A 19,598-nucleotide genomic window follows, 5' to 3' on the forward strand; every position below is an offset into this window, starting at 1 on the left:
GTCACGCCTGGCCGCCGGCGGTCCCGTCGCCGCCGGCGCGCTGGGCCAGGGCGGTGAGGCGCGCGGCGGCCCCGGCCGGGTCGGCGCCGCGCCCCACCGCCAGCCCCAGCAGGTACGCCGTGACCGGCGCGCCCGGGCGCAGCACGTTGTGCGCCACCTCGCGGGCCAGGTCCAGCACCGCCGCGGTGTGCGCCTCAGCCGGGTCCAGCCCGAGCTCGGCGCACGCCGCGGCGGTCCACTCGTCCAGCGTCATCGTCGCCTCGCCCACTCCTCGGCCCGCTCCAGATCCTCTTGAGTGTCGCAGTCGAACCACGGCGGCGGGCCCGGACGGCTCCACCCCTCCTCCGCTACCGACAAGCCAGCCAGCAGCCCGCGCATCGAGGCGCCCGCACTGTCACCGAGGCGGCTGAGCGCCGCGCGCAGCGACTCGACCCGCCAGGCGCCGCACAGAAGCTGCCGGCGGCCGCTCTCGTCCACGAACACCACGCCGTCGTACGCGCCGCTGCGGAGCGCCGTACGCAGGGTGGCCAACGCATCGGGGTCGAGAAAGGGCAGGTCGGCCGCCAGGACGGCGACCGTCGCGGTGTCGTCGTCGAGGCGCGCGAGCCCAGCGGCGAGCGCGGCGACCGGGCCGCCGCCGGGTGGCTCCTCGCGGGTGACCCGGACGTCCGGGGGCGTACCGCGGACCGCCCCGACCAACACGCGCGGCGCGGCTTCCCGGCAGGCGTCGAGCACGCGGTCGAGCATCGAGCGCTCGCCGACCGGGAGCAGTGGCTTGTCGACGCCGCCCATGCGGCGCGCCCGGCCACCGGCCAGCACGATCGCCCCAAATCCGCCCGTCACCCCCTCACGCTACCCACCCCCACAGTGATCAGGGCGTCCCTGAAGTCGCTAGAGCAACTTGAGGGACGCCCTGATCACGGGTGGGGGGGGTTAGATGCCGCGCGGTGCTACCGCCAGGCCGGTGAGGACGCTGCCGCGGCCGACCTTGCCGATCGCCTTCGCCTTACCGGTGTTCAGGTCGATCGAGTAGATCCGGGTGCCGCCCGACTGGGCGAGCGCGGCCAGCGCCCGGCCGTCGGCCGCGATGTCGAAACCGCCCGGCCCATCGACGTTGACCTTGAGCGGGCCGGTGACGGTCAGCGCGCCGTCGTTCGGCGGGTTCTGCACCGCGAGCGCGTCGATCCCGCTGTCGATGTCGTACAGCGTGGTGGCGGTGGTGCCGACCCGGTTCTCGGTGTACGCCGCGTGTGCGACCCTCGGCTGCCGGCCGTCCGCGTACGCCAGCGGCTTGTCGACCGAGGCCACGGCGCCGGTGTCCGGTACCAGTCGCAGGTTCTGGCCGGTACTGGTGACCACGCGCAGGCGGTCGACGACGGGGTTGACGTCGAAGCCCACGGCGGTGCCCTGGACGCTCGGCGTGAACGGCGTGCCGACGCGGGTGGCGACCGCGGTCACCGGGTTGACCACGTACACCTGGTTGGTGCTGCCGAGCGCGTAGAGCTGCCCGTTTGCCGGCCGGACGTCGATGCCGACCAGCTTCTCCCCCGCGGCCAGGCCGGTGATCGGTCGCTGCGAGCGGATCTTGAGAGTGGCCCGGTCGAAGCGCACGAGGTCGTTGCGCGCGGTCGTGGCGTACACGGTGGTGGGTGCGCCCGCCGAGGCGGTCAGCCCGACGACGCCCCGGGGCAGCTTGCCCTTGACGGTCGCCCGGCCGGTACGCAGGTCGATCCGCACCAGGGTGCTGTCTTTCTTGCCCTTGAGCCGCACGCCCGCCACCGCGATGTAGTCCGACTCCTGGAACGTCGCGCCCCTGGCCGCACCCACGATCTCGAAGCCGTCGAGCCCGTCGACCTCGACACCGAGCCGCCCAACCGGGAAAAGCTGACCGGTGTTCGGCGACACGGCGGGCATGACGCCGGGCTTGGTGCCCTGCAGAACCAACTGGTCGCGCCTGCTGTCGATGTCGTACAGGGCGGTGTTCGCCGCGCCGGCAACGCTGTTCGTGTACGCCGCGCCGGTCGCCGAGCCGGACAGGTTGGTGTCGACGCCCGCCACCGCGCCGGTCGTCGGGTCGATCCGCAGGTTCTGGCCGGCGTCGCTGACGATCCGCAGCCGGTCGACGGTCGGGTTGAAGTCGACGCCGAAGCGCTTGCCGGACAGCGCGGTCACGAATGCCTGGCCGACCGCCGTCGCGGCGCCGCTGGCCGGGTCGATCACGTAGAGCCGGCCGGTGCTGCCCACGCCGTAGAGCTGGCCGTTCGCCGGGCGGGTGTCGATGCCCACGAGCCGCTCGCCGGCCGCCAGCCCGGTGACCTTCACGTTGAGCAGTTGCCGACCAGTGCCGAACTTGTCGAACCGGTACAGGCGGCCGCCCTCGGTCAGCACGAACAGGTCGTCGCGGTCGCCGTACCCGTCGGTGCGCGCCGAGGACACGTTCGTCACCTCGGACGACTCCGACTCGGACGAAGACTCCGACGAAGACTCGGACGAACCGGAGAACCACATGCCGGCCGGCACCATCCCGGTGGCGAAGGCGACCAGTGCCAGCCCGGTCACGCCGCCGGTCAGCGCGGTCGCCAGAACCGACGCCCGCCGTGCCGTCTTCTTCGAACCCATGGGGCTCCTCCCTCAGTTTCTCCGGCCCGCTGGCCGGCTCTGACAGGGCTTCGAAGGCCGCCTGCCGAGCGATGGGTGGCCGGCTTAGCTGTGGCACGAATTGGGGAGAGAGAGGATGGAGGCATGGGACGGGCCTCGGATCGCCGCACGGTGGTGCGGATCGACGGCGGCGGGTCGACGTCGACCCGCCGCACTGACACGCTCGCAGCAGAGGAGCCGCTGGAGATCCGGGTGCGGCCGAAGCCGCTGGCGGTGACCATGCGGACTCCGGGCGACGACCTGGATCTCGCGATCGGCTTCCTGCTCACCGAGGGCATCATCGGCGGCGCCGACGACGTGGTGACCGCCCAGCTGTGCGCCGGCGCCGAGACGCCGAACACGTACAACGTGGTCGACGTCGTGCTGGCCGCTGACGTGCCGCCACCCGCGACCGACCCGACGCGGAACTTCTACACCACCAGCTCCTGCGGCGTGTGCGGCAAGGCGAGCATCGACGCGGTGCGCACCCGGTCGCGGTTCGACGTCGCCGACGACCCGGTCACGGTGGCCGCCGGTGTGCTGGCTGGGCTGCCCGACCGCCTGCGTGCCGCACAGCGGGTCTTCGACCGCACCGGCGGGCTGCACGCCGCCGGCCTCTTCACAGCCGGCGGCGACCTGGTGGCGATCCGCGAAGACGTGGGCCGCCACAACGCCGTCGACAAGGTCATCGGCTGGGCGGTGCGGGAGCGGCGCCTGCCGCTGGCCGGCCATCTGCTGCTGGTTTCCGGGCGAGCCAGTTTCGAGCTGACCCAGAAGGCATGGATGGCCGGCCTGCCGATACTGGCCGCCGTATCGGCTCCCAGCACGCTCGCCGCCGACCTGGCCGCCGAGGCCGGCATGACCCTCGTCGGCTTTCTGCGCGGCGCGACCATGAACGTGTACTCCCGCGCGGAACGGGTCAAGCCCTAGCTCGGCGAGGTGCCCTGGGTCGCCAGGCGCCCGCCCGGGTCTGCTCAGGCACCGGGTACTGATCGAGGGTGGACGGCGGGATGGCGCGCTGCAGCACGTCGCGCATGAGCAGCGCCATCGCGTACGCCGGGTCGGCGGCGAGCGCCCGATCGATGCCGGCGTGCGCGAGCGCGCCCTGGCCGGAGCGCCACGCGGCGTAGGCGAGCAGGCTCGCTGGCCCGGCCACGAGCTCTTCCTCGGCGCGCCGCACCACGTCGGCCCAGAGGTCGACGAACCAGTCTTCGTGCCCGGTGTGCTCCCACGCGTAGTCGCGCACCGGCAGGTGCACGAGCAGCACCGTCAGCCAGGCCACCTCGTCGTCGGTCAGCTGGCCACCCTCTCGGTGCCGGGCCACCGCCGCGCGGACCGCCGCCGCGCCCGCGTCTCGCACCGCCCGGCCGCCGAGCACGTCACCGGGAGCGACCGCGCCCAGCATCTCGGCGAGCCGGGCGTCGGCGCGCTCGGTGGCCTGCCGCATCGACTCGCGGGCGAGGTGCGACACCGGCTCGATCCGCCGCACCAGCGCCTGCCGGTCGGGGAGCGCCACCTGGCCGGACAGCGTGGCGGCGACCGCGATGTCGCTGCTGGCCACGTCGTACGGCACGCCGTCGGGCGGGCAGCACTCGGGATTGGCGCACAGGTACGACCAGTACCGGTCATCGGACACGCGCAGTGCCTCGATCAGGGTCAAGCCGTGCTCTTCGAGCGCGGCGCTGGTCTCCTTCACGGGCCCGTCGACCAGGTCGGCGGGCCCGTATCCGAGCACGGCCACCGCCTCGACGTCCTGCCGGAGGACCACAGCGGTGTAGTAGTCGACGGAACCGGGCGGCGCGTCGAGGTCACCGCGTGCGGCGAACTCGATCCGCTGGTCGCGCATGCCCACCACGACCATGCTCTCGGTCGGGTGGAAGCCCAGCAGGTAGGGAATGGCGGCGATCATGTCGGCGGGGGAACGAAGCGACATCGTGGGCGTCATGCGAGGCAGCCTGGCCGCCACCGACAGGTGATCGGTAGGGCCTGTGGACGACACGCGGGTTATCCACAGGCACGCTCCGTATTGCTCCTGCTAGGAGCGGAATCGGAGTTGGTGGATGTCCAATCCGTCCTGCCGTTCCGGTTCTCGCTTGCCGAGGTCGAGCGTCAGCTCCAGGGCGGAGAGCACGTCGAAACCGGCCGCGTGCAGGCTGCGGATCGCGTCGACGTTGCGCGACTCCGGCGAGATCGTCAGGGACGCCAGCCCCCGCTTGCGGCCCTCGGTGGCCACGTGGTCGAGCAGAGCCCGGCCGATGCCCTGGCCACGACGCGCCTCCGTCACGACGACGGGTTCGACCTCACCCGACCGGCCCTTCATGATCAGCCCGACGAGACCGACGACACCGTCTTCGGGATGGTCGGCGACCCACACACCGGAAAGGTCGAGCCGGGTCAGGTACTCCTCGAACTCGGCACCCGGGTCGGCGCCGCCGAAGCGCGGGTCGTCGTAGAGCTGCCGGTGTTGCGCGGCCAACTCCACCCAGAGCCGGCGCCCGGCGCTGTGGTCGTTCGGCCGGTATGACCTGATCGTCACCGCCATGACGTAATGCATACCCCTGTTCTGCCTGCGGCGACACCCACTTGGTTAGGTTGCCTCAATGGACCTGGCGTACATACGGGCTCATCCGCAGCACCTCCCCACCTTCCTGACCCACCAGCGGATAAGGGAGACGCCCGTCACCGGGGGCAGCATCTGCACCGCCTCCCGGCTCACCCTCGACGACGGCAACTCGCTGTTCACCAAGGCGTGGCGGGGCACGGAGCCGGTGCCCGCTGGGTTTTTCGAAGCCGAGGCCGCTGGCCTGCGCTGGCTGCGTGCGGCCGGCGGAGTCCCGGTCCCTGAGGTTGTGGTCGCGCTGCCCGACCTGCTCGCGCTGGAGTGGATCGACCCCGGCGAGCCGTCGCCCGCGGCGGCCGAGCACTTTGGACGCGAGCTGGCCGCGACGCACCGCGCGGGGGCGGAGGCGTTCGGCGCGCGGTGGCCGGGCTTCATCGGCTCGCTCCCCGCGGGCAACGACCCGGATCGTGGCCCGTGGCCGCGGTGGTTCGCCGCTCACCGGCTGACGCCTTACCTGCGCATGTCGGCGGACCGGGACGCGCTGGGCCCGGCAGAGGTCGCGGCGGTGGAGGGGGTGATCGCCCGCATCGACGGGTACGGCGGCGCCGAGCCACCCGCCCGGATCCACGGTGACCTGTGGCCCGGAAACGTGCTGTGGGGCGCGAGCGGGCGGGCCTGGCTGGTGGATCCCGCGGCCCACGGCGGCCATCGCGAGACCGACCTGGCACAGCTCGCGCTCTTCGGCGGCGCCCCGCACCTTGAGCGCATCCTCGCCGCGTACAACGAGGCGTGGCCGCTCGCGGAGGGCTGGCGGGATCGGATACCACTGCACCAATTACACCTTTTGCTGGTACATACCGCGTTGTTCGGCGCCGCGTACCGAAGCGCGGTACGCACAACGGCCCGTGCGCTGTTGTAGGCGCTGGCGGGGTACCGTCGAGAGGTGACGTCCGCAGGGCTCGTTGATCGATACGGGCGGGTGGCGACCGACCTGCGGGTCTCGCTGACCGACCGGTGCAACCTGCGCTGCTCGTACTGCATGCCACCCGAGGGCCTGCCCTGGCTGCCCAACTCCGAGGTGCTCACCGACGACGAGGTGATCCGGCTCGTGCGGGTGGCCGTCGAGCGGCTCGGGGTACGCGAGGTGCGCTTCACCGGTGGCGAGCCGCTGATCCGCCCCGGCCTTACCAAGATCGTCGCGGCGAGCGCCGAGCTGGCGCCCCGGCCACAGCTGTCGCTGACCACCAACGGCATCGGCCTGGAGCGCCTCGCCCGGCCGCTGCGCGAGGCCGGGCTGGACAGGGTCAACATCTCGCTGGACACGCTCGACAGTGAGCGGTTCGAGCGGCTGACGCACCGGCGCCGCCACCACGACGTACTGGCCGGACTGACCGCCGCCGTGGCCGCCGGCCTGACCCCCGTGAAGATCAATTCTGTGCTGCTGCGCAGCATCAACGACGACGAGGCGCCGGCGCTGCTCCGGTTCGCCCTGGCACACGGCTACGAGCTGCGGTTCATCGAGCAGATGCCGCTCGACGCCCAGCACGCCTGGGATCGCGCCACGATGATCACCGCCGCGGAGATCCTTGCCGCGCTCCAGGCCGAGTTCACGCTCCTGCCCGACCCGGCCAAGCGTGGCGGGGCGCCCGCCGAGACGTGGCTCGTCGACGGCGCGAGCGGCCTCGACGGGCGGCCGGCCAAGGTGGGCGTCATCGGCAGCGTCACCCGGCCCTTCTGCGGCGACTGCGACCGCACCCGCCTGACCGCCGACGGCCAGGTGCGCAACTGCCTCTTCGCGACCGACGAGTCCGACCTGCGGAGTGCCTTACGCGGTGGAGCCGACGACGACGAGATCGCCCGGCGGTGGCGGGCCGCGATGTGGGGCAAGCGCGCCGGCCACGGCATCGACGACGCGAAGTTTCTCCAGCCGGCCCGGCCCATGTCCGCGATCGGCGGCTGACCATGATCACCGTGCGGTACTTCGCTGGCGCGCGCGCCGCCGCGGGAACGGACCACGACGCGGCACCAGCCGGATTCTCGCTCGACCAGCTGGCCGTCGAGCTGACGAGCCGGCGCGGCGAACGGCTGGGCACCGTTCTCAAGGCGGCCAGTTTCCTCGTCGACGGAGTCGCCTGTCATGATCGCAGCGAAGCGCTGCCTGACGGGGTGACGGTGGATGTGCTGCCCCCATTCGCTGGGGGGTAAAAGTTGATCGTGGGCTTCCTGGTCTTCGCCGTCGTCGTCCTGGGCCTGATCCACCTGTACCTCTGGAAGCGCCTGGTTCGCGACACCACGCGCCCGGGCCCGTGGCGGCGCGCCGGTGGCATCGCCGCGATCGTGCTCCCCGTGCTGGTCGCCGCCACTCTCGTCGGCACCCGGGTGGGCGTGTGGTGGCTCGCGTGGCCGGGATACCTGTGGCTGGCGCTGATGTTCTACCTGCTGGTCACGCTCGTCCTCCTAGAGATCCCGATGCTGGCGGCCAAGATCTGGCTGCGGGTGCGGCGGCGCCGTGCCGCCGCGGCACCAGCACCGGAGCGCGTGGAGGTGGGCGCGGCCGTGGGCGGTCCGCCCGCCGAGCCGCCCGCGTCCGAAACCCCGGCACCCGCGCCAGAGGATCACGACAACAGCCGCCGGTTGCTGCTCGCGCGCGGGGCCGCGATCTTCGCCGGCCTCACCGCCGCGAGCGTCACCGGGTACGGCGTTCGCAGCGCGCTCGGTCCGCCGCAGATCGACCGGGTGCGCGTACCGCTCGCGAAGCTCCCCCGCTCCATGGACGGCACCCGGATCGCCCTCGTGTCCGACATCCACCTTGGACCGCTGCGCGGCCTCAGCCACACCCAGCGGATCGTCTCCATGATCAACGACATGGACGCCGACGTGGTGGCGGTGGTCGGCGACCTGGTCGACGGCACCGTCGAGGAGCTGGGCGCCGCCGCCGCGCCGCTGCGCGACCTGCGCTCCCGCCGAGGCAGCTTCTTCGTGACGGGCAACCACGAATACTTCTCGGGATACGAGCCGTGGCTCGACGAGCTGACCGCTCTTGGCGTCCGCCCGCTCCGCAACGAGCGGCTGGAGATCGATGGCCTCGACCTGGCCGGCGTCAACGACGTCACCGGTGAAGACTTCGACGACGGGCCGGACTTCGCCAAGACCTTCGGCGGCCGCGACTCCAGCCGGCCGGTCGTGCTGCTCGCCCACCAGCCGGTACAGGTGCACGAGGCGGCCAAGCACGGCGTCGACCTGCAACTGTCCGGGCACACCCACGGCGGCCAGATGGTGCCGTTCCACCTGCTCGTCGCGCTGGAGCAGCCGGTCGTCAACGGTCTCGCCACCATCGACGGCACCCAGGTGTACGTGACCAACGGCGCCGGATTCTGGGGGCCACCCGTCCGTGTGGGCGCACCACCCCAGGTCACCCTGGTAGAACTCACCGCTGTCGGCTGAGCGTCATTGGTCACGCTAGAGCGTGGCGCCGCGCGCGGACAGTGGAGCGCATGGCACTATGCGGCGTGCCTCCGTTCAGCGTTGCACCTCAGGACGGCTTCCCCGCGAACCCGTACGTCGCGGATCTGCACATCCACTCCAAGTACTCGCGCGCCTGCTCCCGCGATCTCAATCTGCCGAACCTGGCCTGGTGGGCCCGGCGCAAAGGAGTCAGCCTCCTCGGCACCGGCGACTTCACGCACCCCGCGTGGTACGACCACCTGCGGGAGGCGCTGCACCCCGCCGAGCCGGGCCTGTTCCGGCTGAGCCCCGAGGCCGAGCGCGACATCGCTCGCAAGCTGCCGCCCCGGCTCGCCAGCACCGCTGAGGCGCACCCGGTGCGGTTCATGCTTTCGGTGGAGATTTCCACGATCTACAAGCGCGGCGACCGCACCCGCAAGGTGCACCACCTGATCTACCTGCCGGATCTCGACGCGGTGGCACGCTTCAACACGGCGCTCGGCCGGATCGGCAACATCGGCGCCGACGGCCGGCCGATCCTCGGCCTCGACTCCCGTGACCTGCTGGAGATCACGCTGGAGGCCAGCCCCGACGGATACCTGGTGCCGGCGCACATCTGGACGCCGTGGTTCTCCGCGCTCGGCTCAAAGTCCGGCTTCGACGCGATCGCCGACTGCTACGCCGATCTGGCCGACCACATCTTCGCCGTGGAGACCGGGCTCTCCTCCGACCCGGAGATGAACTGGCGGGTGTCCAGCCTGGACCGGTACCAGCTGGTGTCCAATTCGGACGCGCACTCGCTGCCGGCGCTGGCCCGCGAAGCGACCGTGCTGACCGCTCCGCTCGACTACTACGGCGTACGCGAGGCATTGCGCACCGGTGACGGACTGCACGGCACCCTCGAGTTCTTCCCCGAAGAGGGCAAGTATCACGCCGACGGCCACCGCGCCTGCGGCGTGAACTGGCAGCCCAGCCAGACCCGGGAGGCGGGCGGGCAGTGCCCCGAGTGTGGAAAGCCGCTGACCGTCGGGGTGCTGAGCCGGGTGGAAGACCTCGCCGACCGCACTGACGCGCGGCCCGGCGCGAAGGCCGTCACCCACCTGCTGTCGCTGCCGCAGATCGTCGGCGAGATCCACGGCGTCGGACCCAAGTCCAAGACCGTCGACGGCCAGGTCAACACGCTTGTCGCCGCGCTCGGGCCCGAGCTTGAGATCCTCACCAAGGCGCCGCTGGCCGACATCGGCCAGGCGGGCGGCGAACTGCTGGCCGAGGCCGTCGCGCGCCTGCGCCGCGGTGAGGTGCGGCGCATTCCCGGGTACGACGGTGAGTACGGGATCATCAAGATCTTCGAGCCGGAGGAGTTGCCCCGCGGCGGGCATCACCACCAGGCGGACGCCCTGTTCGAGGTACCCGTGCCCGCGCAGCGACGCCCAGCGGAGCCGGCGCCGAAACGAAAGGCCGAGCCCGCACCCGAGCGGAAACGCCCCGTCGCCAAGGCGGCCCCGCCGATCCCGCCGCCACCCTCGCCTCACGAGCCCTTCGAGCCGATGCTCTCCGGCATGGAGGAGGTCGGCACCGGCCTACTCGACCGGCTCGACGCCCTCCAGCGCGTCGCCGCGTCCGCGCCCGGCGGGCCGCTGCTGATCGTGGCTGGTCCGGGTACCGGCAAGACCCGCACGCTGACGCACCGCATCGCGTACCTGTGTGCCGAGCTGAACGTCTACCCCGAGCACTGCCTGGCGATCACGTTCACCCGGCGGGCGGCCGAGGAGCTGCGGGTGCGGCTCGACGGGCTGCTCGGCCCGGTCGCCGAAGACGTGACGGTGGCGACGTTCCACTCGCTGGGCCTCGCGATCCTGCGCGAGCGGGCGGCCGCCGCCGGCCTGCAGGACGGGTTCGGCATCGCCGACGACACCCAGCGCGCCGAGGCGCGGGCGGAGGCCGGTGACGACGAGGCGGCGTACACCAAGCTGCTGCGCGCCAACAATCTTGTCGACCTGGACGAGCTGGTCACGCTGCCGGTCGCCCTGCTGCGCGACGAGCCTGAGCTGGTTGAGCAGTACCGGGCGCGCTGGCGGTGGATCTTCGTCGACGAGTACCAGGACGTCGACGCGACGCAGTACGAGCTGCTGCGCCTGCTCAGCCCGCCGGACGGCAACCTCTGCGCCATCGGCGACCCCGACCAGGCGATCTACTCCTTCCGCGGTGCCGACGTGGCGTACTTCCTGCGGTTCGCCCAGGACTTCACCGACGCGCGGCTGGTCCGGCTGACCCGCAACTACCGGTCGGCCGCGCCGATCGTGGCCGCCGCCGTGCAGGCCATCGCGCCGTCCACGCTGGTACAGGGGCGGCGCCTCGACCCGGCCCGCCTCGACCCGGAGGCACCGCTGGTCGGCCGGTACGCCGCCGACACCACCAGCGACGAGGCCGACTTCGTGCGCCGTACCGTCGACGAGCTGGTCGGCGGCGTCTCGCACCGCTCGCTCGACTCCGGCAAGATCGACGGCCGCTCGTCCACCATCTCGTTCTCCGACATCGCCGTGCTGTACCGCACCGACGCGCAGTCCGCGACGATCGTCGAGGCGCTGTCGCGGGCGGGCATCCCGGTGCAGAAGCGGTCGCACAACCGGCTGCGGGACCGCCCCGGCGTCGCCGCGATCGCCCGCGAGCTGCGCCACGCCAGTGGGTTGGGCGGCGCGCTGGCGGCCCGGGTACGCCTCGCCGGGCAGGTGCTCGCCGACCGGTTCGCGGCACCCACCCTCGACGCGCCCGTCGCCACCAGCCCGGAAGACGTCTGGTCGGCCGTCGAGCTGCTGATGCCGCTGGCCCAGCGGTGCGGCGACGACCTGCCGCTCTTCCTCGGCCAGATCGCCACCGGCGCCGAGGTCGACGCCCTGGACCCCCGCGCCGAGGCGGTCACCCTGCTGACCCTGCATGCCGCCAAGGGCCTCGAATTCCCGGTGGTGTTCCTGGTCGGCTGCGAAGACGGCCTGTTGCCGCTGCGCCTGCCCGGCCGCCCGCCGACCGACGATGACCTGGCCGAGGAGCGTCGGCTCTTCTTCGTCGGCCTGACCCGGGCGCAGGACCGCCTGTACGTGACCCACGCTGCCCGGCGTACCCGATTCGGCACCGAGCGTGAAACCCGGCCAACGCCATTCCTCGACGCGATCGACGCTGGCCTGTTCGAACGGCTAGGTGACGCCGCCACTCGGCGCCCCAAGGATCGTCAGCTCAGGCTGCTCTGACCCCGCACTGTCGGGTTTGCGACCGCGCCCGCGACGACCGGGGTCCACACTCCGGCCATGGCATTTTCCCTGGTCGCCGTGGCGGAAGGCACGCTCGTGCGCGCCGGCATAGCGGCCCTCGTCGGTGACCACGACGACCTGCTGCTCGTTGGCGTGGCCGGCACGGTCGCCGAGGCTCGTCCGCTCATCGACCAGGTGCGTCCGGCCGCCGTCCTGCTCGACAGGCACCTCGGCGGCGACGCGCTCGCGTACGGTGCCGCGCTGCGCCACCGCGATCCGCATCCGGGGGTGGTGCTGATCGGCGGGCACGACGACGACCTGCTCTTCCGGGCGCTGGACGCAGGGCTGTCCGCGTACGTGCCGTGGGACGCGAAGCCGGCCACGATCCTGGCGGCGGTCCGGCACGCCGCGGCGGCGCCGTCGTCTTTCACCGCTCCCGACCTGGCGGCCGCCATGGCGCGGCGCCGGCAGGGCCGGGTCGCCACGCTCAGCCCACGGGAGCGGGAGGTGCTGCTGCTCCTGCGCGACGGCCTGACCGCGCCCGGCATCGCGACGGCGCTGCGAGTCAGCGACTCGACCGTCAAGACGTACCTGGCCAGGCTGTACGACAAGCTCGGGGTGCACGGCCGGGGGCAGGCGGTCGTGGCGGCCGCCGAGCAGGGCCTCTTCGGGCCCCGACCGGCTACCGGATGATGGTGTCGAGGATGCGCAGGACGCCTGGCCCCAACACGATGATGAACAGCGCTGGGAAGAGGCAGAACACCAGCGGGAAGAGCACCTTGACCGGTACCTTGCGGGCCTTCTCCTCGGCACGCTGACGGCGCCGCACCCGCATCTCGGCCGAGTGCTCGCGCAGCACCCTCGCGATCGGAATACCCAACTCGGTGGCCTGCACGACCGCTACCGCGATCGTGCGGAGCTCGGGCACCGTGGTCCGCTCGGCGAGCGCCCGGAATGCCTCGGCGCGCCGCTTGCCCATCTGCATCTCGTGCAGCGCGCGGGCGATCTCGCGGCCGAGCGGTCCGGGCGTACCGCTGGCGACCTGCCCGAGCGCCGAATCGAAGTTCAGGCCGGCCTCCACGCACAGGGTGAGCATGTCGAGCGCGTCCGGCAGGTCGTCGCGGATCTTCTGCTGCCGGCGCTGCCCGAGGTCGAACACGACGCCGAAAGGCAGCCACAACCCGAGGAGCGCGCCCGCAACCAGTCCAACCAGGACCGAGGCGACCAGCGGGTACCCCAGCGCGACGGCGAGCAGCGAACCCACCACGGCACCGGCGCCGCCGACGACCACGAGGCCCACGCCCTGCGCCTCCATGATCCGCACAGGCGGCCAGGCGGGCGGGTTTCCGGCGTAGTCCAACCACCGCTGCAGCCGGATCGCGGCACCCTGCGGCGTCAACGACCTCGCCAGCTGTGTCAGTACGACGGCCAGCGGGCGGAGCGTCCGCTCGGTCAGCGACTCGGTGGCGGTCACCGACGCCGGCGCGTACACCTGGTCGATGTCGGCGAGCGCCCGTGCCACCCCGGTGCGCCCGCCCCCGCCGAGCGCCACCGTGAGCAGCACCGTGACCAGACCCAGGAAGACCAGGCCCAGACCGGCGGCGAGTACCAGCAGGTCGGTTTCCATCTCAGATCTCCACCCGCACCAGGCGGCTCAGCCAGAACGCGCCGAGCGCGACCAGCCCGACACCGATGACCAGCAGCATCACCCCGCGCGGATCTGTCCACAGGGGAGAGATGTAGTCCCGGTTGACGGCGACCATCAGCCCTCCGACCAGGATCGGCAGCGACAGCAGCACCAGCGCGGAGAGGCGCCCCTCGGCCGTCAGCGAGCGCACGTGTCCGCGCAGATTCTCCCGTTCGCGGATGGTGTTGACCGTTGTCGCCAGCACCTCGGCCAAGTTACCGCCGACCTCGCGCTGCACCCGGATCGCCATTACCGTCCAGCCCAGGTCGCGGTTGGCGACCCGGCGGGCCAGCCGTTCGAGCGCGGTTTCGAGGTCCAGGCCCAGGCGCACCTGCGCGAGCATCCGGTTGAACTCGGCGGAGATCGGGGCGGGCACCTCCTTGGCCATCGCCTCCAGCGCCTGGGGCAGCGAAAACCCGGACCGCAGCGAGCCGATGACCAGCTGGAGTGCCTCGGGCAGCAGCGCGGCGAACTTCTCCACCCGCTGCCGGGCGCGACGCCGGTGGTACAGCGCTGTTGCCAGCCAGCCCATCACGAATCCCAGTACCAGGCCGACCACGCGCATCGGCAGGGCGAGCAGCACGCCGAGCCCGACTGCGACGGACAGCCGCAGCAGCACCCACTCCGCCGGGCGCCACGCCATGCCGGCGCGGTCGAGCTGGGTCGCGAAGCGGCGCTCCAGACCGCCCGCGCTCAGGATGGCGGCGCTCACCGCCAGGCCGGCACGGGTCAGCGGGTTGGTCTTCCGCGGTTGCGGCTTGTCGGCGCCCAAGTTGAGGCCGTAGTCGTCGATCTGAGCGAGCCGGCGCCGCCGCTGCACCCCGCCGAGCAGCGGCGCGAAGACCACCAGCAGGAGGACGAGCAGGGCGAGGAAGACCAGCGCCGCGACGCCCAACAGCTCCAGCTGGCTCATGAGCCGAACACCGCCTCCGACTTGAACAGGTGCGGCGAGACGTCCAGCCCCTGGTCGGTGAGGTGATCGAGGAACTTAGGCCGGTTGCCGGTCGGGCGCAATGAACCCTTCGCCCGCCCGTACGCGTCGGTGCCGGAGCGGAAGTCGAAGACGTACAGGTCCTCTGTGGTCACGACGTCGTCGACCATGCCGGTCACCTCGGTGATCTGGGTGATGCGCCGGGTGCCGTCGCGCAGCCGGCTCAGGTGCACGACCAGGTCGACCGCGGACGCCACCTGCTCGCGGATGGCCCGCACCGGCAGGTCCATGCCGGCCATCAGCACCATCGTCTCCAGGCGGGAGAGCGAGTCGCGCGGCGAGTTGGCGTGCACGGTGGTCAGCGAGCCGTCGTGCCCGGTGTTCATGGCCTGGAGCATGTCGAGCGCGGCACCGTCCCGGACCTCGCCGATGACGATCCGGTCCGGACGCATGCGGAGCGCGTTGCGTACCAGGTCGCGGATCGTGACCTCGCCCTTGCCCTCGATGTTCGGCGGGCGGTACTCCATGCGGACCACGTGATCCTGCGCGAGCCGCAGCTCGGCCGCGTCTTCGATGGTGATGATGCGCTCGTTGGCCGGCAGCATGCCGGACAGCACGTTGAGCAGCGTGGTCTTGCCGGTGCCGGTGCCGCCCGTGATCAGGACGTCGAGCCGCCCCTGGATGCAGGTCGCGAGGAACGCGGCGACCTCGTCGGTCAGCGTGCCGAACGCGACCAGGTCTTCCACGCCGTACGGGTGAGCCGCGAACTTCCGGACCGTCAGCGCGGCACCGTCGAGGCTCACCGGCGGGATCACCGCGTTGATGCGGCTGCCGTCCGGTAGGCGGGCGTCGACCATCGGGCACGCCTCGTCGATCCGGCGGCCGACCCGCGACACGATCTTGTCGATCACGCGCCGCAGGTGCGACTCGTCGAGGAAGGCCGTCTCCACCGACTGGATGCGCCCGAACCGCTCGACGTAGATGCGGTCCCAGGAGTTGACCATGATCTCGGTGACGTCGGCGTCGCGCAGCAACGGCTCGATCGGCCCGTGCCCGATGATCTCGTCGAGGATCTGCCGGAACGCCACTCCCCGGTCGCCGGCGGTGAGCTGCTCCTCCTTGGCGAGCAGGCCGGGCAGCGCCTCGCGTACCCGGCGCTCCAGCTCGTCGACCTCGTCGCCACCGTCGTACATCTGCGGGCCGAGCTGCTCCAGCAGCGCCGCGTGGGCTCGCCGCCGCACGTCGGCGAGCGGGTCGTACGTGCGCCGCCCGTTGCGCCGGCTGAACGCGCCCCCGCCGGACGACGGCACGATGCTGGTGGTGGGAAACGCCGTTACCGGTACGGCGGTCACCGGGATCGCGGTGACGGGTGCCGACGAGTCCTCGTTGAACTTGAGGATCTCGGCCGCGGTGAAACCGCTACCAGTACGCGGGATCTCGTCGACCCGGTGGTTACCCCGCTCAGCCATCAGACATCACCTTTTCGTCCGCCGCGACATCAGCGACTTCAAACCCTTGGGCGTGGTCGGTTCGGCACCGATCCGCTTACTGGCGAGCTGCCGGATCGCCTCGCTCACCGGGTGGGTCGGCGAGTCGAGCACGATGGGTACGCCCCGATTGATCGACACGGAGACGTCGCGGCTCACCGGGATGTGGCTGGTGATCGGGATGCGCAGTACCCGCTCGATGTCCGCCGGCGTGACGCCCAGCCGGGGATCGGCCCGGTTCAGCACGACCAGGCGGTTCTCCTTGCGGTAGTCGAGCACGTCGAACGTGTCGAGCAGGATGCGCAGGTTCTTCATCGCGGTCACCGCGGGCGTCGCCACCAGCAGGTACAGGTGGGACGAGTCCAGCGCGGCCAGCACGTGGTCGTTGAAGATCGGCGGCGTGTCGACGATGACGTAGTCGTACATGCTCCGGGTGAGGTACAGGATCTCCGTGATCAGCTCGCGGTTGATCTGCTCGGCCACCGTCGGTACCACCGGGGCGAGCAGCGCGTCGACACCGGGGCAGTACGGCGACACCATGGTCCGCAGGCCGGTCTCGTCGATCCGGTCGGCGACCGGCACCGCGTCGGCGATCGTGCGTTCCGGCTGTAGCTGGAGCATCAGCGCCACGTCGCCGAGCGTGAGGTCGAGGTCGATCAGGCAGACCTTCTTCGCGCCGCCGGCCGCCAGCGTGATCGCCAGGTTCGTCGCGATCATCGTCTTGCCGCAGCCGCCCTTGGCGCTGTACACGGTGACGACCTTGCCGTCGGCGGTGGGTTCGCCGCCCTGCGCGCGCCCGCCGCCCAGGCTCAGGCGGCGTGAGAGGTCTTGCGACCGTGCGCACGCGGCCAGGATGCTCGTCGGGTCGTTGACGTCGGCGACCTCGCGCACGCCCGAGCGGATCGCGTCGGCGAGCACGCCGACCTCGAGCTGATGCCGGAGCAGCACGACGCCCAACGACGGCCGGGACAGCCGGAACTTGGCCGCGAAGCCGACCGCCTCCAGCACCGGTGTGTTCGGTCCAAAGAGGACGAGCTGCTCGTCGGGGTCCTCTTCCAGCAGCGCGTGTGCCTCGGCGAGGCTGCCGGCGGTGCGCACGTCGCCGCCGACGAGCATGGCGAAGTGCTGCGCGACCTGGCGCGACGGCTCATACAAAATGGTCATGCGTGCCTCACCGCAGGAAGTTGAAGCTGTCGACGCCCGTGCCGGGCTTGACCTGGGAGCTGTCGGAGAGCAACGCGAGGTAAAGCGCGTCGCCCTGTGCGGCGTGGATGACCTTCGCGGCCTCCACATCGGACACCGCCACCGTCACGAGCACCACCGTGCGCCGCTCGCTGTCGGTCTCCTCGCGGACCTCCTCGTCGCGCGGCGTCGTGGTGGTCTCGCCGTCGCCGCCGTACGAGCCGACGGCGATCACCTCGGTCTTCGGCAGCAACACCGAGGTGCCTTCCGGATCGTCGTTCGATTCCGTGCCGATCGACTTGATGTTCGAGTCCGGCACGATCTTGTACGACACGAAGACCGCCACCTGCGAGCCCGGCCGGACGTACCCGGCCACCTGCTCGGCCATCGTGGCCTCGAAGCTGACCGCCACCTTGCCCTCGGGGATCGCCAGCCCGCCGGAGGTGCGGGTGGACTCGCTGAACATCCGCCGCAGCACCAGCTGCCCCGGCTGGAGGTCGGAGGTGAGTACGAGCTTGTCGATTTCGCCGGGGATCTCGGTCAGCACCTCACCCTCGGGCAGGGTGCCGGCCGGCATCCGCATCAGCTCCGCGAGGTCGCGTTTGCGGACGTTCTCCCCCGTGGTACCGGCGGGGATGCGCTGCTTGGCGACCAGTACCTCGACCGGGCTGGCGTCGGCCACCGCCCGGTCGTCGGCCCTGCTGACGTAGAAGAGCACCGCCGCGGTGCCCAGGACGGCGAGCACGATCGCGAGAAAGACGGCGAGGATGCGACGGGTCATGGCCGAAAGTCCGTTCTGGGTGGGTCAGCCGATGGTGCGGATGTGGACGGCGCCGTAGTGGTTCTTGCCGAGCGTTTCTCTGGGACCGACCTGGAAGACGCGGGTGGTGAAGTAGCCGTAGACGCAGAAGACGCGAGTGCCCGTGCAGGCCGAGGTGCCGGAGTACTCCGGACCGTGGTCGTGGTCGAGGTCGCCGCGGCCCGGCCAGTCCGATGGCGAGTGCCAGCCGGTGATCATGAACATCGCGATGCCGACGATGTGGAACCGGTCCGACGACGCGCTGTCGAAGATCGCGACCGGTGTCACTTCCTTCGCGTGGTGCAGGTTGTGCATGCGCCTGGCGCAGCCATCCGGCACCCACGTCCTCTCCTCGCCGTCGCGCGAGCTACCGGCCCGGATGTCCAAGGTGCAGCTGCCACCGGTGAGGAAGCCGAACCCGCCCAAGGCGCCGCTCGAAGGGCAGCCCGCATCTGGATCACGGTCCCGCGGGTCGCGGGGGTCGCGGGGGTCGCGGGGGTCGTCAGGGTCGTCGGCGTCGCGGCAGTTGGGGGTCCGGAACCGCAGCACGATCTCGGAGCGCGGGTCGACCCGGCCGGCCCCGCGCGGCGCCGGCTGGAATCCACCGCCGCTCCTGATCGCCTCGTTGAACTCCGCCTCGGCGATCGCCAGACCGAGCGCGTCGTCCACCTCTTCGATCGGCCCCCACGTGACCCGGGCGCAGGCATGCACCTGGGTACCGCTGGTGCCGGTGACGGTCTGGGCGAACACCGGCGGCAGGACCCCGCCGCCGCCGCTCCGCGTCGCGGTGTGCACCTCCACGTGCGGCTGCGAGGAGGGCACGTCGCCGAGACAGTCGGTGAAACCGCCACCGGAGCCGCACGGCGAGAGCAGGTTGCCGGTGCCCGGCAGGTTCGGGGCGTACCCGCAGACGGCCGCGCTCGACGCCCCGTCGTGCGCGTTGTCGTCCGCGTACCCGCTGGCCAGCGATCCGGCCGTGGACGAGCAGAGGTTGGTGCCGGCGACGCAGCGCTTCGCGACCGCCACCGCTGCGGCGTCCGCCCCGGTCTGCAGCTCCTCGCGCTCGACATAGAGCAGGCCGACGTCGATGGTGAGCGCGCCCATGCCAAGCAGCGCGCCGCCACCGAGCATTACGGCCACCAAGGCGGCGACCGCGCCCCGGTCACCGGGCACGCCACCGAGCCGCCTGAGCAGGGTCATCCGCGGCACGGCATGACTCCGTGTCCGTCCAGCGTGACCGTGTCAGCCGCGAGCTTGGCGAGCGCGACCACCGGCGTGACGAAGTGGAATTCGAAGGTCACGACCACGTGGGCGTGGTCTTCGGGGTCGGGCTCGTCACCGCAGCTCTCCAGAACGTTGGTGTCTACCGGACCCATGTTCTGAGCAGCGTCGTTGGCACGAACGCCCGCGTCGGCACCAACAGCCTCCGCGCGGGCTCCCTCGCGAGCCGCCTGGCTCACCACAATCTGCGCGTTTACCAACCGACCAAAGTCGATAATCCCGAAAAGGACCATGAGGATGACCGGCAGCACGAGCGCGGCCTCGGCGGCCGTCGCGCCCCGGTCGCGGCGGAGCCACCTCTTGATCCCGCGTGACCGCGCCACCCCCGCTCCTTTCCCCATGGCA

General features: G+C 71.6%; 19 protein-coding genes. 7 read left to right on the plus strand and 12 right to left on the minus strand.

Annotated features, from left to right (window positions below):
* Position 1 precedes the first annotated feature (1 nt).
* The 3 genes from QMG73_RS02245 to QMG73_RS02255 form a co-directional block, all read right to left on the minus strand.
* Positions 2-253, minus strand: coding sequence for a DUF6457 domain-containing protein (locus QMG73_RS02245; protein ID WP_281892044.1), 252 nt, complete (start codon positions 251-253; stop codon positions 2-4).
* A complete protein-coding gene (gene mobA, locus QMG73_RS02250) occupies positions 250-843 on the minus strand; it encodes a molybdenum cofactor guanylyltransferase (RefSeq protein WP_281892045.1) in 594 nt (197 codons plus the stop codon). Before mobA ends, QMG73_RS02245 begins: the two co-directional genes overlap by 4 nt.
* A gap of 90 nt (positions 844-933) precedes the next feature.
* Entirely contained in the window at positions 934-2,619 is a 1,686-nt protein-coding gene (locus QMG73_RS02255) for a DUF4394 domain-containing protein (protein WP_281892046.1), read from the minus strand.
* 123 nt (positions 2,620-2,742) lie between these two features.
* Between QMG73_RS02255 and fdhD the strand changes: the two genes are divergently transcribed.
* Positions 2,743-3,567, plus strand: a complete 825-nt coding sequence (gene fdhD, locus QMG73_RS02260) for a formate dehydrogenase accessory sulfurtransferase FdhD (protein ID WP_281892048.1) — start codon at positions 2,743-2,745, stop codon at positions 3,565-3,567.
* Here fdhD and QMG73_RS02265 read toward each other — a convergent pair.
* Together QMG73_RS02265 and QMG73_RS02270 are read right to left on the minus strand one after the other, a co-directional pair.
* Entirely contained in the window at positions 3,557-4,582 is a 1,026-nt protein-coding gene (locus tag QMG73_RS02265; RefSeq protein ID WP_281892049.1) for a DUF4192 domain-containing protein, read from the minus strand. The two genes, fdhD and QMG73_RS02265, sit on opposite strands and share 11 nt — an antisense overlap.
* 90 nt (positions 4,583-4,672) lie before the next feature.
* Complete coding sequence (locus QMG73_RS02270) at positions 4,673-5,173, minus strand: GNAT family N-acetyltransferase (RefSeq protein ID WP_407676728.1); 501 nt, start codon at positions 5,171-5,173, stop codon at positions 4,673-4,675.
* Positions 5,174-5,237: 64 nt separating this feature from the next.
* Between QMG73_RS02270 and QMG73_RS02275 the strand changes: the two genes are divergently transcribed.
* The 6 genes from QMG73_RS02275 to QMG73_RS02300 all read left to right on the plus strand — a co-directional run bounded on the left by QMG73_RS02275 (position 5,238) and on the right by QMG73_RS02300 (position 12,579).
* Positions 5,238-6,116, plus strand: coding sequence for a fructosamine kinase family protein (locus QMG73_RS02275; protein WP_281892051.1), 879 nt, complete (start codon positions 5,238-5,240; stop codon positions 6,114-6,116).
* Between the two features lie 24 nt (positions 6,117-6,140).
* Positions 6,141-7,157, plus strand: coding sequence for a GTP 3',8-cyclase MoaA (gene moaA / locus QMG73_RS02280; RefSeq protein WP_281892053.1), 1,017 nt, complete (start codon positions 6,141-6,143; stop codon positions 7,155-7,157).
* A 2-nt stretch (positions 7,158-7,159) separates the two neighbouring features.
* Complete coding sequence (locus QMG73_RS02285; protein ID WP_281892054.1) at positions 7,160-7,402, plus strand: MoaD/ThiS family protein; 243 nt, start codon at positions 7,160-7,162, stop codon at positions 7,400-7,402.
* 3 nt (positions 7,403-7,405) lie between these two features.
* A complete protein-coding gene (locus tag QMG73_RS02290; protein ID WP_281892055.1) occupies positions 7,406-8,641 on the plus strand; it encodes a metallophosphoesterase in 1,236 nt (411 codons plus the stop codon).
* A gap of 65 nt (positions 8,642-8,706) precedes the next feature.
* Positions 8,707-11,886, plus strand: coding sequence for a UvrD-helicase domain-containing protein (locus QMG73_RS02295; RefSeq protein ID WP_281892217.1), 3,180 nt, complete (start codon positions 8,707-8,709; stop codon positions 11,884-11,886).
* Between the two features lie 57 nt (positions 11,887-11,943).
* Entirely contained in the window at positions 11,944-12,579 is a 636-nt protein-coding gene (locus QMG73_RS02300; protein WP_281892056.1) for a response regulator transcription factor, read from the plus strand.
* Here QMG73_RS02300 and QMG73_RS02305 read toward each other — a convergent pair.
* From QMG73_RS02305 to QMG73_RS02335, 7 genes are read right to left on the minus strand one after another with little or no spacing between them, the layout of a single operon-like run.
* Positions 12,569-13,513, minus strand: a complete 945-nt coding sequence (locus tag QMG73_RS02305; protein WP_281892057.1) for a type II secretion system F family protein — start codon at positions 13,511-13,513, stop codon at positions 12,569-12,571. The genes QMG73_RS02300 and QMG73_RS02305 overlap by 11 nt on opposite strands.
* A gap of 1 nt (position 13,514) precedes the next feature.
* Positions 13,515-14,486 carry a type II secretion system F family protein gene (locus QMG73_RS02310; RefSeq protein ID WP_281892058.1) on the minus strand — a complete coding sequence of 324 codons (972 nt, stop codon included), beginning with the start codon at positions 14,484-14,486 and terminating at the stop codon, positions 13,515-13,517.
* Entirely contained in the window at positions 14,483-15,973 is a 1,491-nt protein-coding gene (locus tag QMG73_RS02315) for a CpaF family protein (protein WP_281892060.1), read from the minus strand. Before QMG73_RS02315 ends, QMG73_RS02310 begins: the two co-directional genes overlap by 4 nt.
* A 6-nt stretch (positions 15,974-15,979) precedes the next feature.
* Positions 15,980-17,155, minus strand: a complete 1,176-nt coding sequence (locus tag QMG73_RS02320; RefSeq protein ID WP_281892061.1) for an AAA family ATPase — start codon at positions 17,153-17,155, stop codon at positions 15,980-15,982.
* Positions 17,156-17,162: 7 nt separating this feature from the next.
* Positions 17,163-17,954, minus strand: a complete 792-nt coding sequence (gene cpaB / locus QMG73_RS02325) for a Flp pilus assembly protein CpaB (RefSeq protein WP_281892063.1) — start codon at positions 17,952-17,954, stop codon at positions 17,163-17,165.
* 24 nt (positions 17,955-17,978) lie between these two features.
* On the minus strand, positions 17,979-19,172 hold the full coding sequence (locus QMG73_RS02330) for a pilus assembly protein TadG-related protein (RefSeq protein WP_281892064.1): 1,194 nt from the start codon (positions 19,170-19,172) through the stop codon (positions 17,979-17,981).
* On the minus strand, positions 19,169-19,576 hold the full coding sequence (locus QMG73_RS02335) for a TadE/TadG family type IV pilus assembly protein (RefSeq protein ID WP_281892065.1): 408 nt from the start codon (positions 19,574-19,576) through the stop codon (positions 19,169-19,171). Before QMG73_RS02335 ends, QMG73_RS02330 begins: the two co-directional genes overlap by 4 nt.
* Between the last annotated feature and the right edge of the window lie 22 nt (positions 19,577-19,598).

Source organism: Phytohabitans aurantiacus, from assembly GCF_027923225.1.
GTDB classification, from domain to species: domain Bacteria; phylum Actinomycetota; class Actinomycetes; order Mycobacteriales; family Micromonosporaceae; genus Phytohabitans; species Phytohabitans aurantiacus.

Bases quoted from the DNA above. Each gene is read 5' to 3' on its own strand.
- QMG73_RS02245 (WP_281892044.1), bottom strand. From the start codon at position 253: ATGACGCTGGACGAGTGGACCGCCGCGGCGTGCGCCGAGCTCGGGCTG.
- QMG73_RS02255 (WP_281892046.1), bottom strand. From the start codon at position 2,619: ATGGGTTCGAAGAAGACGGCACGGCGGGCGTCGGTTCTGGCGACCGCG.
- fdhD (WP_281892048.1), top strand. From the start codon at position 2,743: ATGGGACGGGCCTCGGATCGCCGCACGGTGGTGCGGATCGACGGCGGC.
- QMG73_RS02265 (WP_281892049.1), bottom strand. From the start codon at position 4,582: ATGACGCCCACGATGTCGCTTCGTTCCCCCGCCGACATGATCGCCGCC.
- QMG73_RS02275 (WP_281892051.1), top strand. From the start codon at position 5,238: ATGGACCTGGCGTACATACGGGCTCATCCGCAGCACCTCCCCACCTTC.
- QMG73_RS02285 (WP_281892054.1), top strand. From the start codon at position 7,160: ATGATCACCGTGCGGTACTTCGCTGGCGCGCGCGCCGCCGCGGGAACG.
- QMG73_RS02300 (WP_281892056.1), top strand. From the start codon at position 11,944: ATGGCATTTTCCCTGGTCGCCGTGGCGGAAGGCACGCTCGTGCGCGCC.
- QMG73_RS02305 (WP_281892057.1), bottom strand. From the start codon at position 13,513: ATGGAAACCGACCTGCTGGTACTCGCCGCCGGTCTGGGCCTGGTCTTC.
- QMG73_RS02310 (WP_281892058.1), bottom strand. From the start codon at position 14,486: ATGAGCCAGCTGGAGCTGTTGGGCGTCGCGGCGCTGGTCTTCCTCGCC.
- QMG73_RS02315 (WP_281892060.1), bottom strand. From the start codon at position 15,973: ATGGCTGAGCGGGGTAACCACCGGGTCGACGAGATCCCGCGTACTGGT.
- QMG73_RS02320 (WP_281892061.1), bottom strand. From the start codon at position 17,155: ATGACCATTTTGTATGAGCCGTCGCGCCAGGTCGCGCAGCACTTCGCC.
- cpaB (WP_281892063.1), bottom strand. From the start codon at position 17,954: ATGACCCGTCGCATCCTCGCCGTCTTTCTCGCGATCGTGCTCGCCGTC.
- QMG73_RS02330 (WP_281892064.1), bottom strand. From the start codon at position 19,172: ATGACCCTGCTCAGGCGGCTCGGTGGCGTGCCCGGTGACCGGGGCGCG.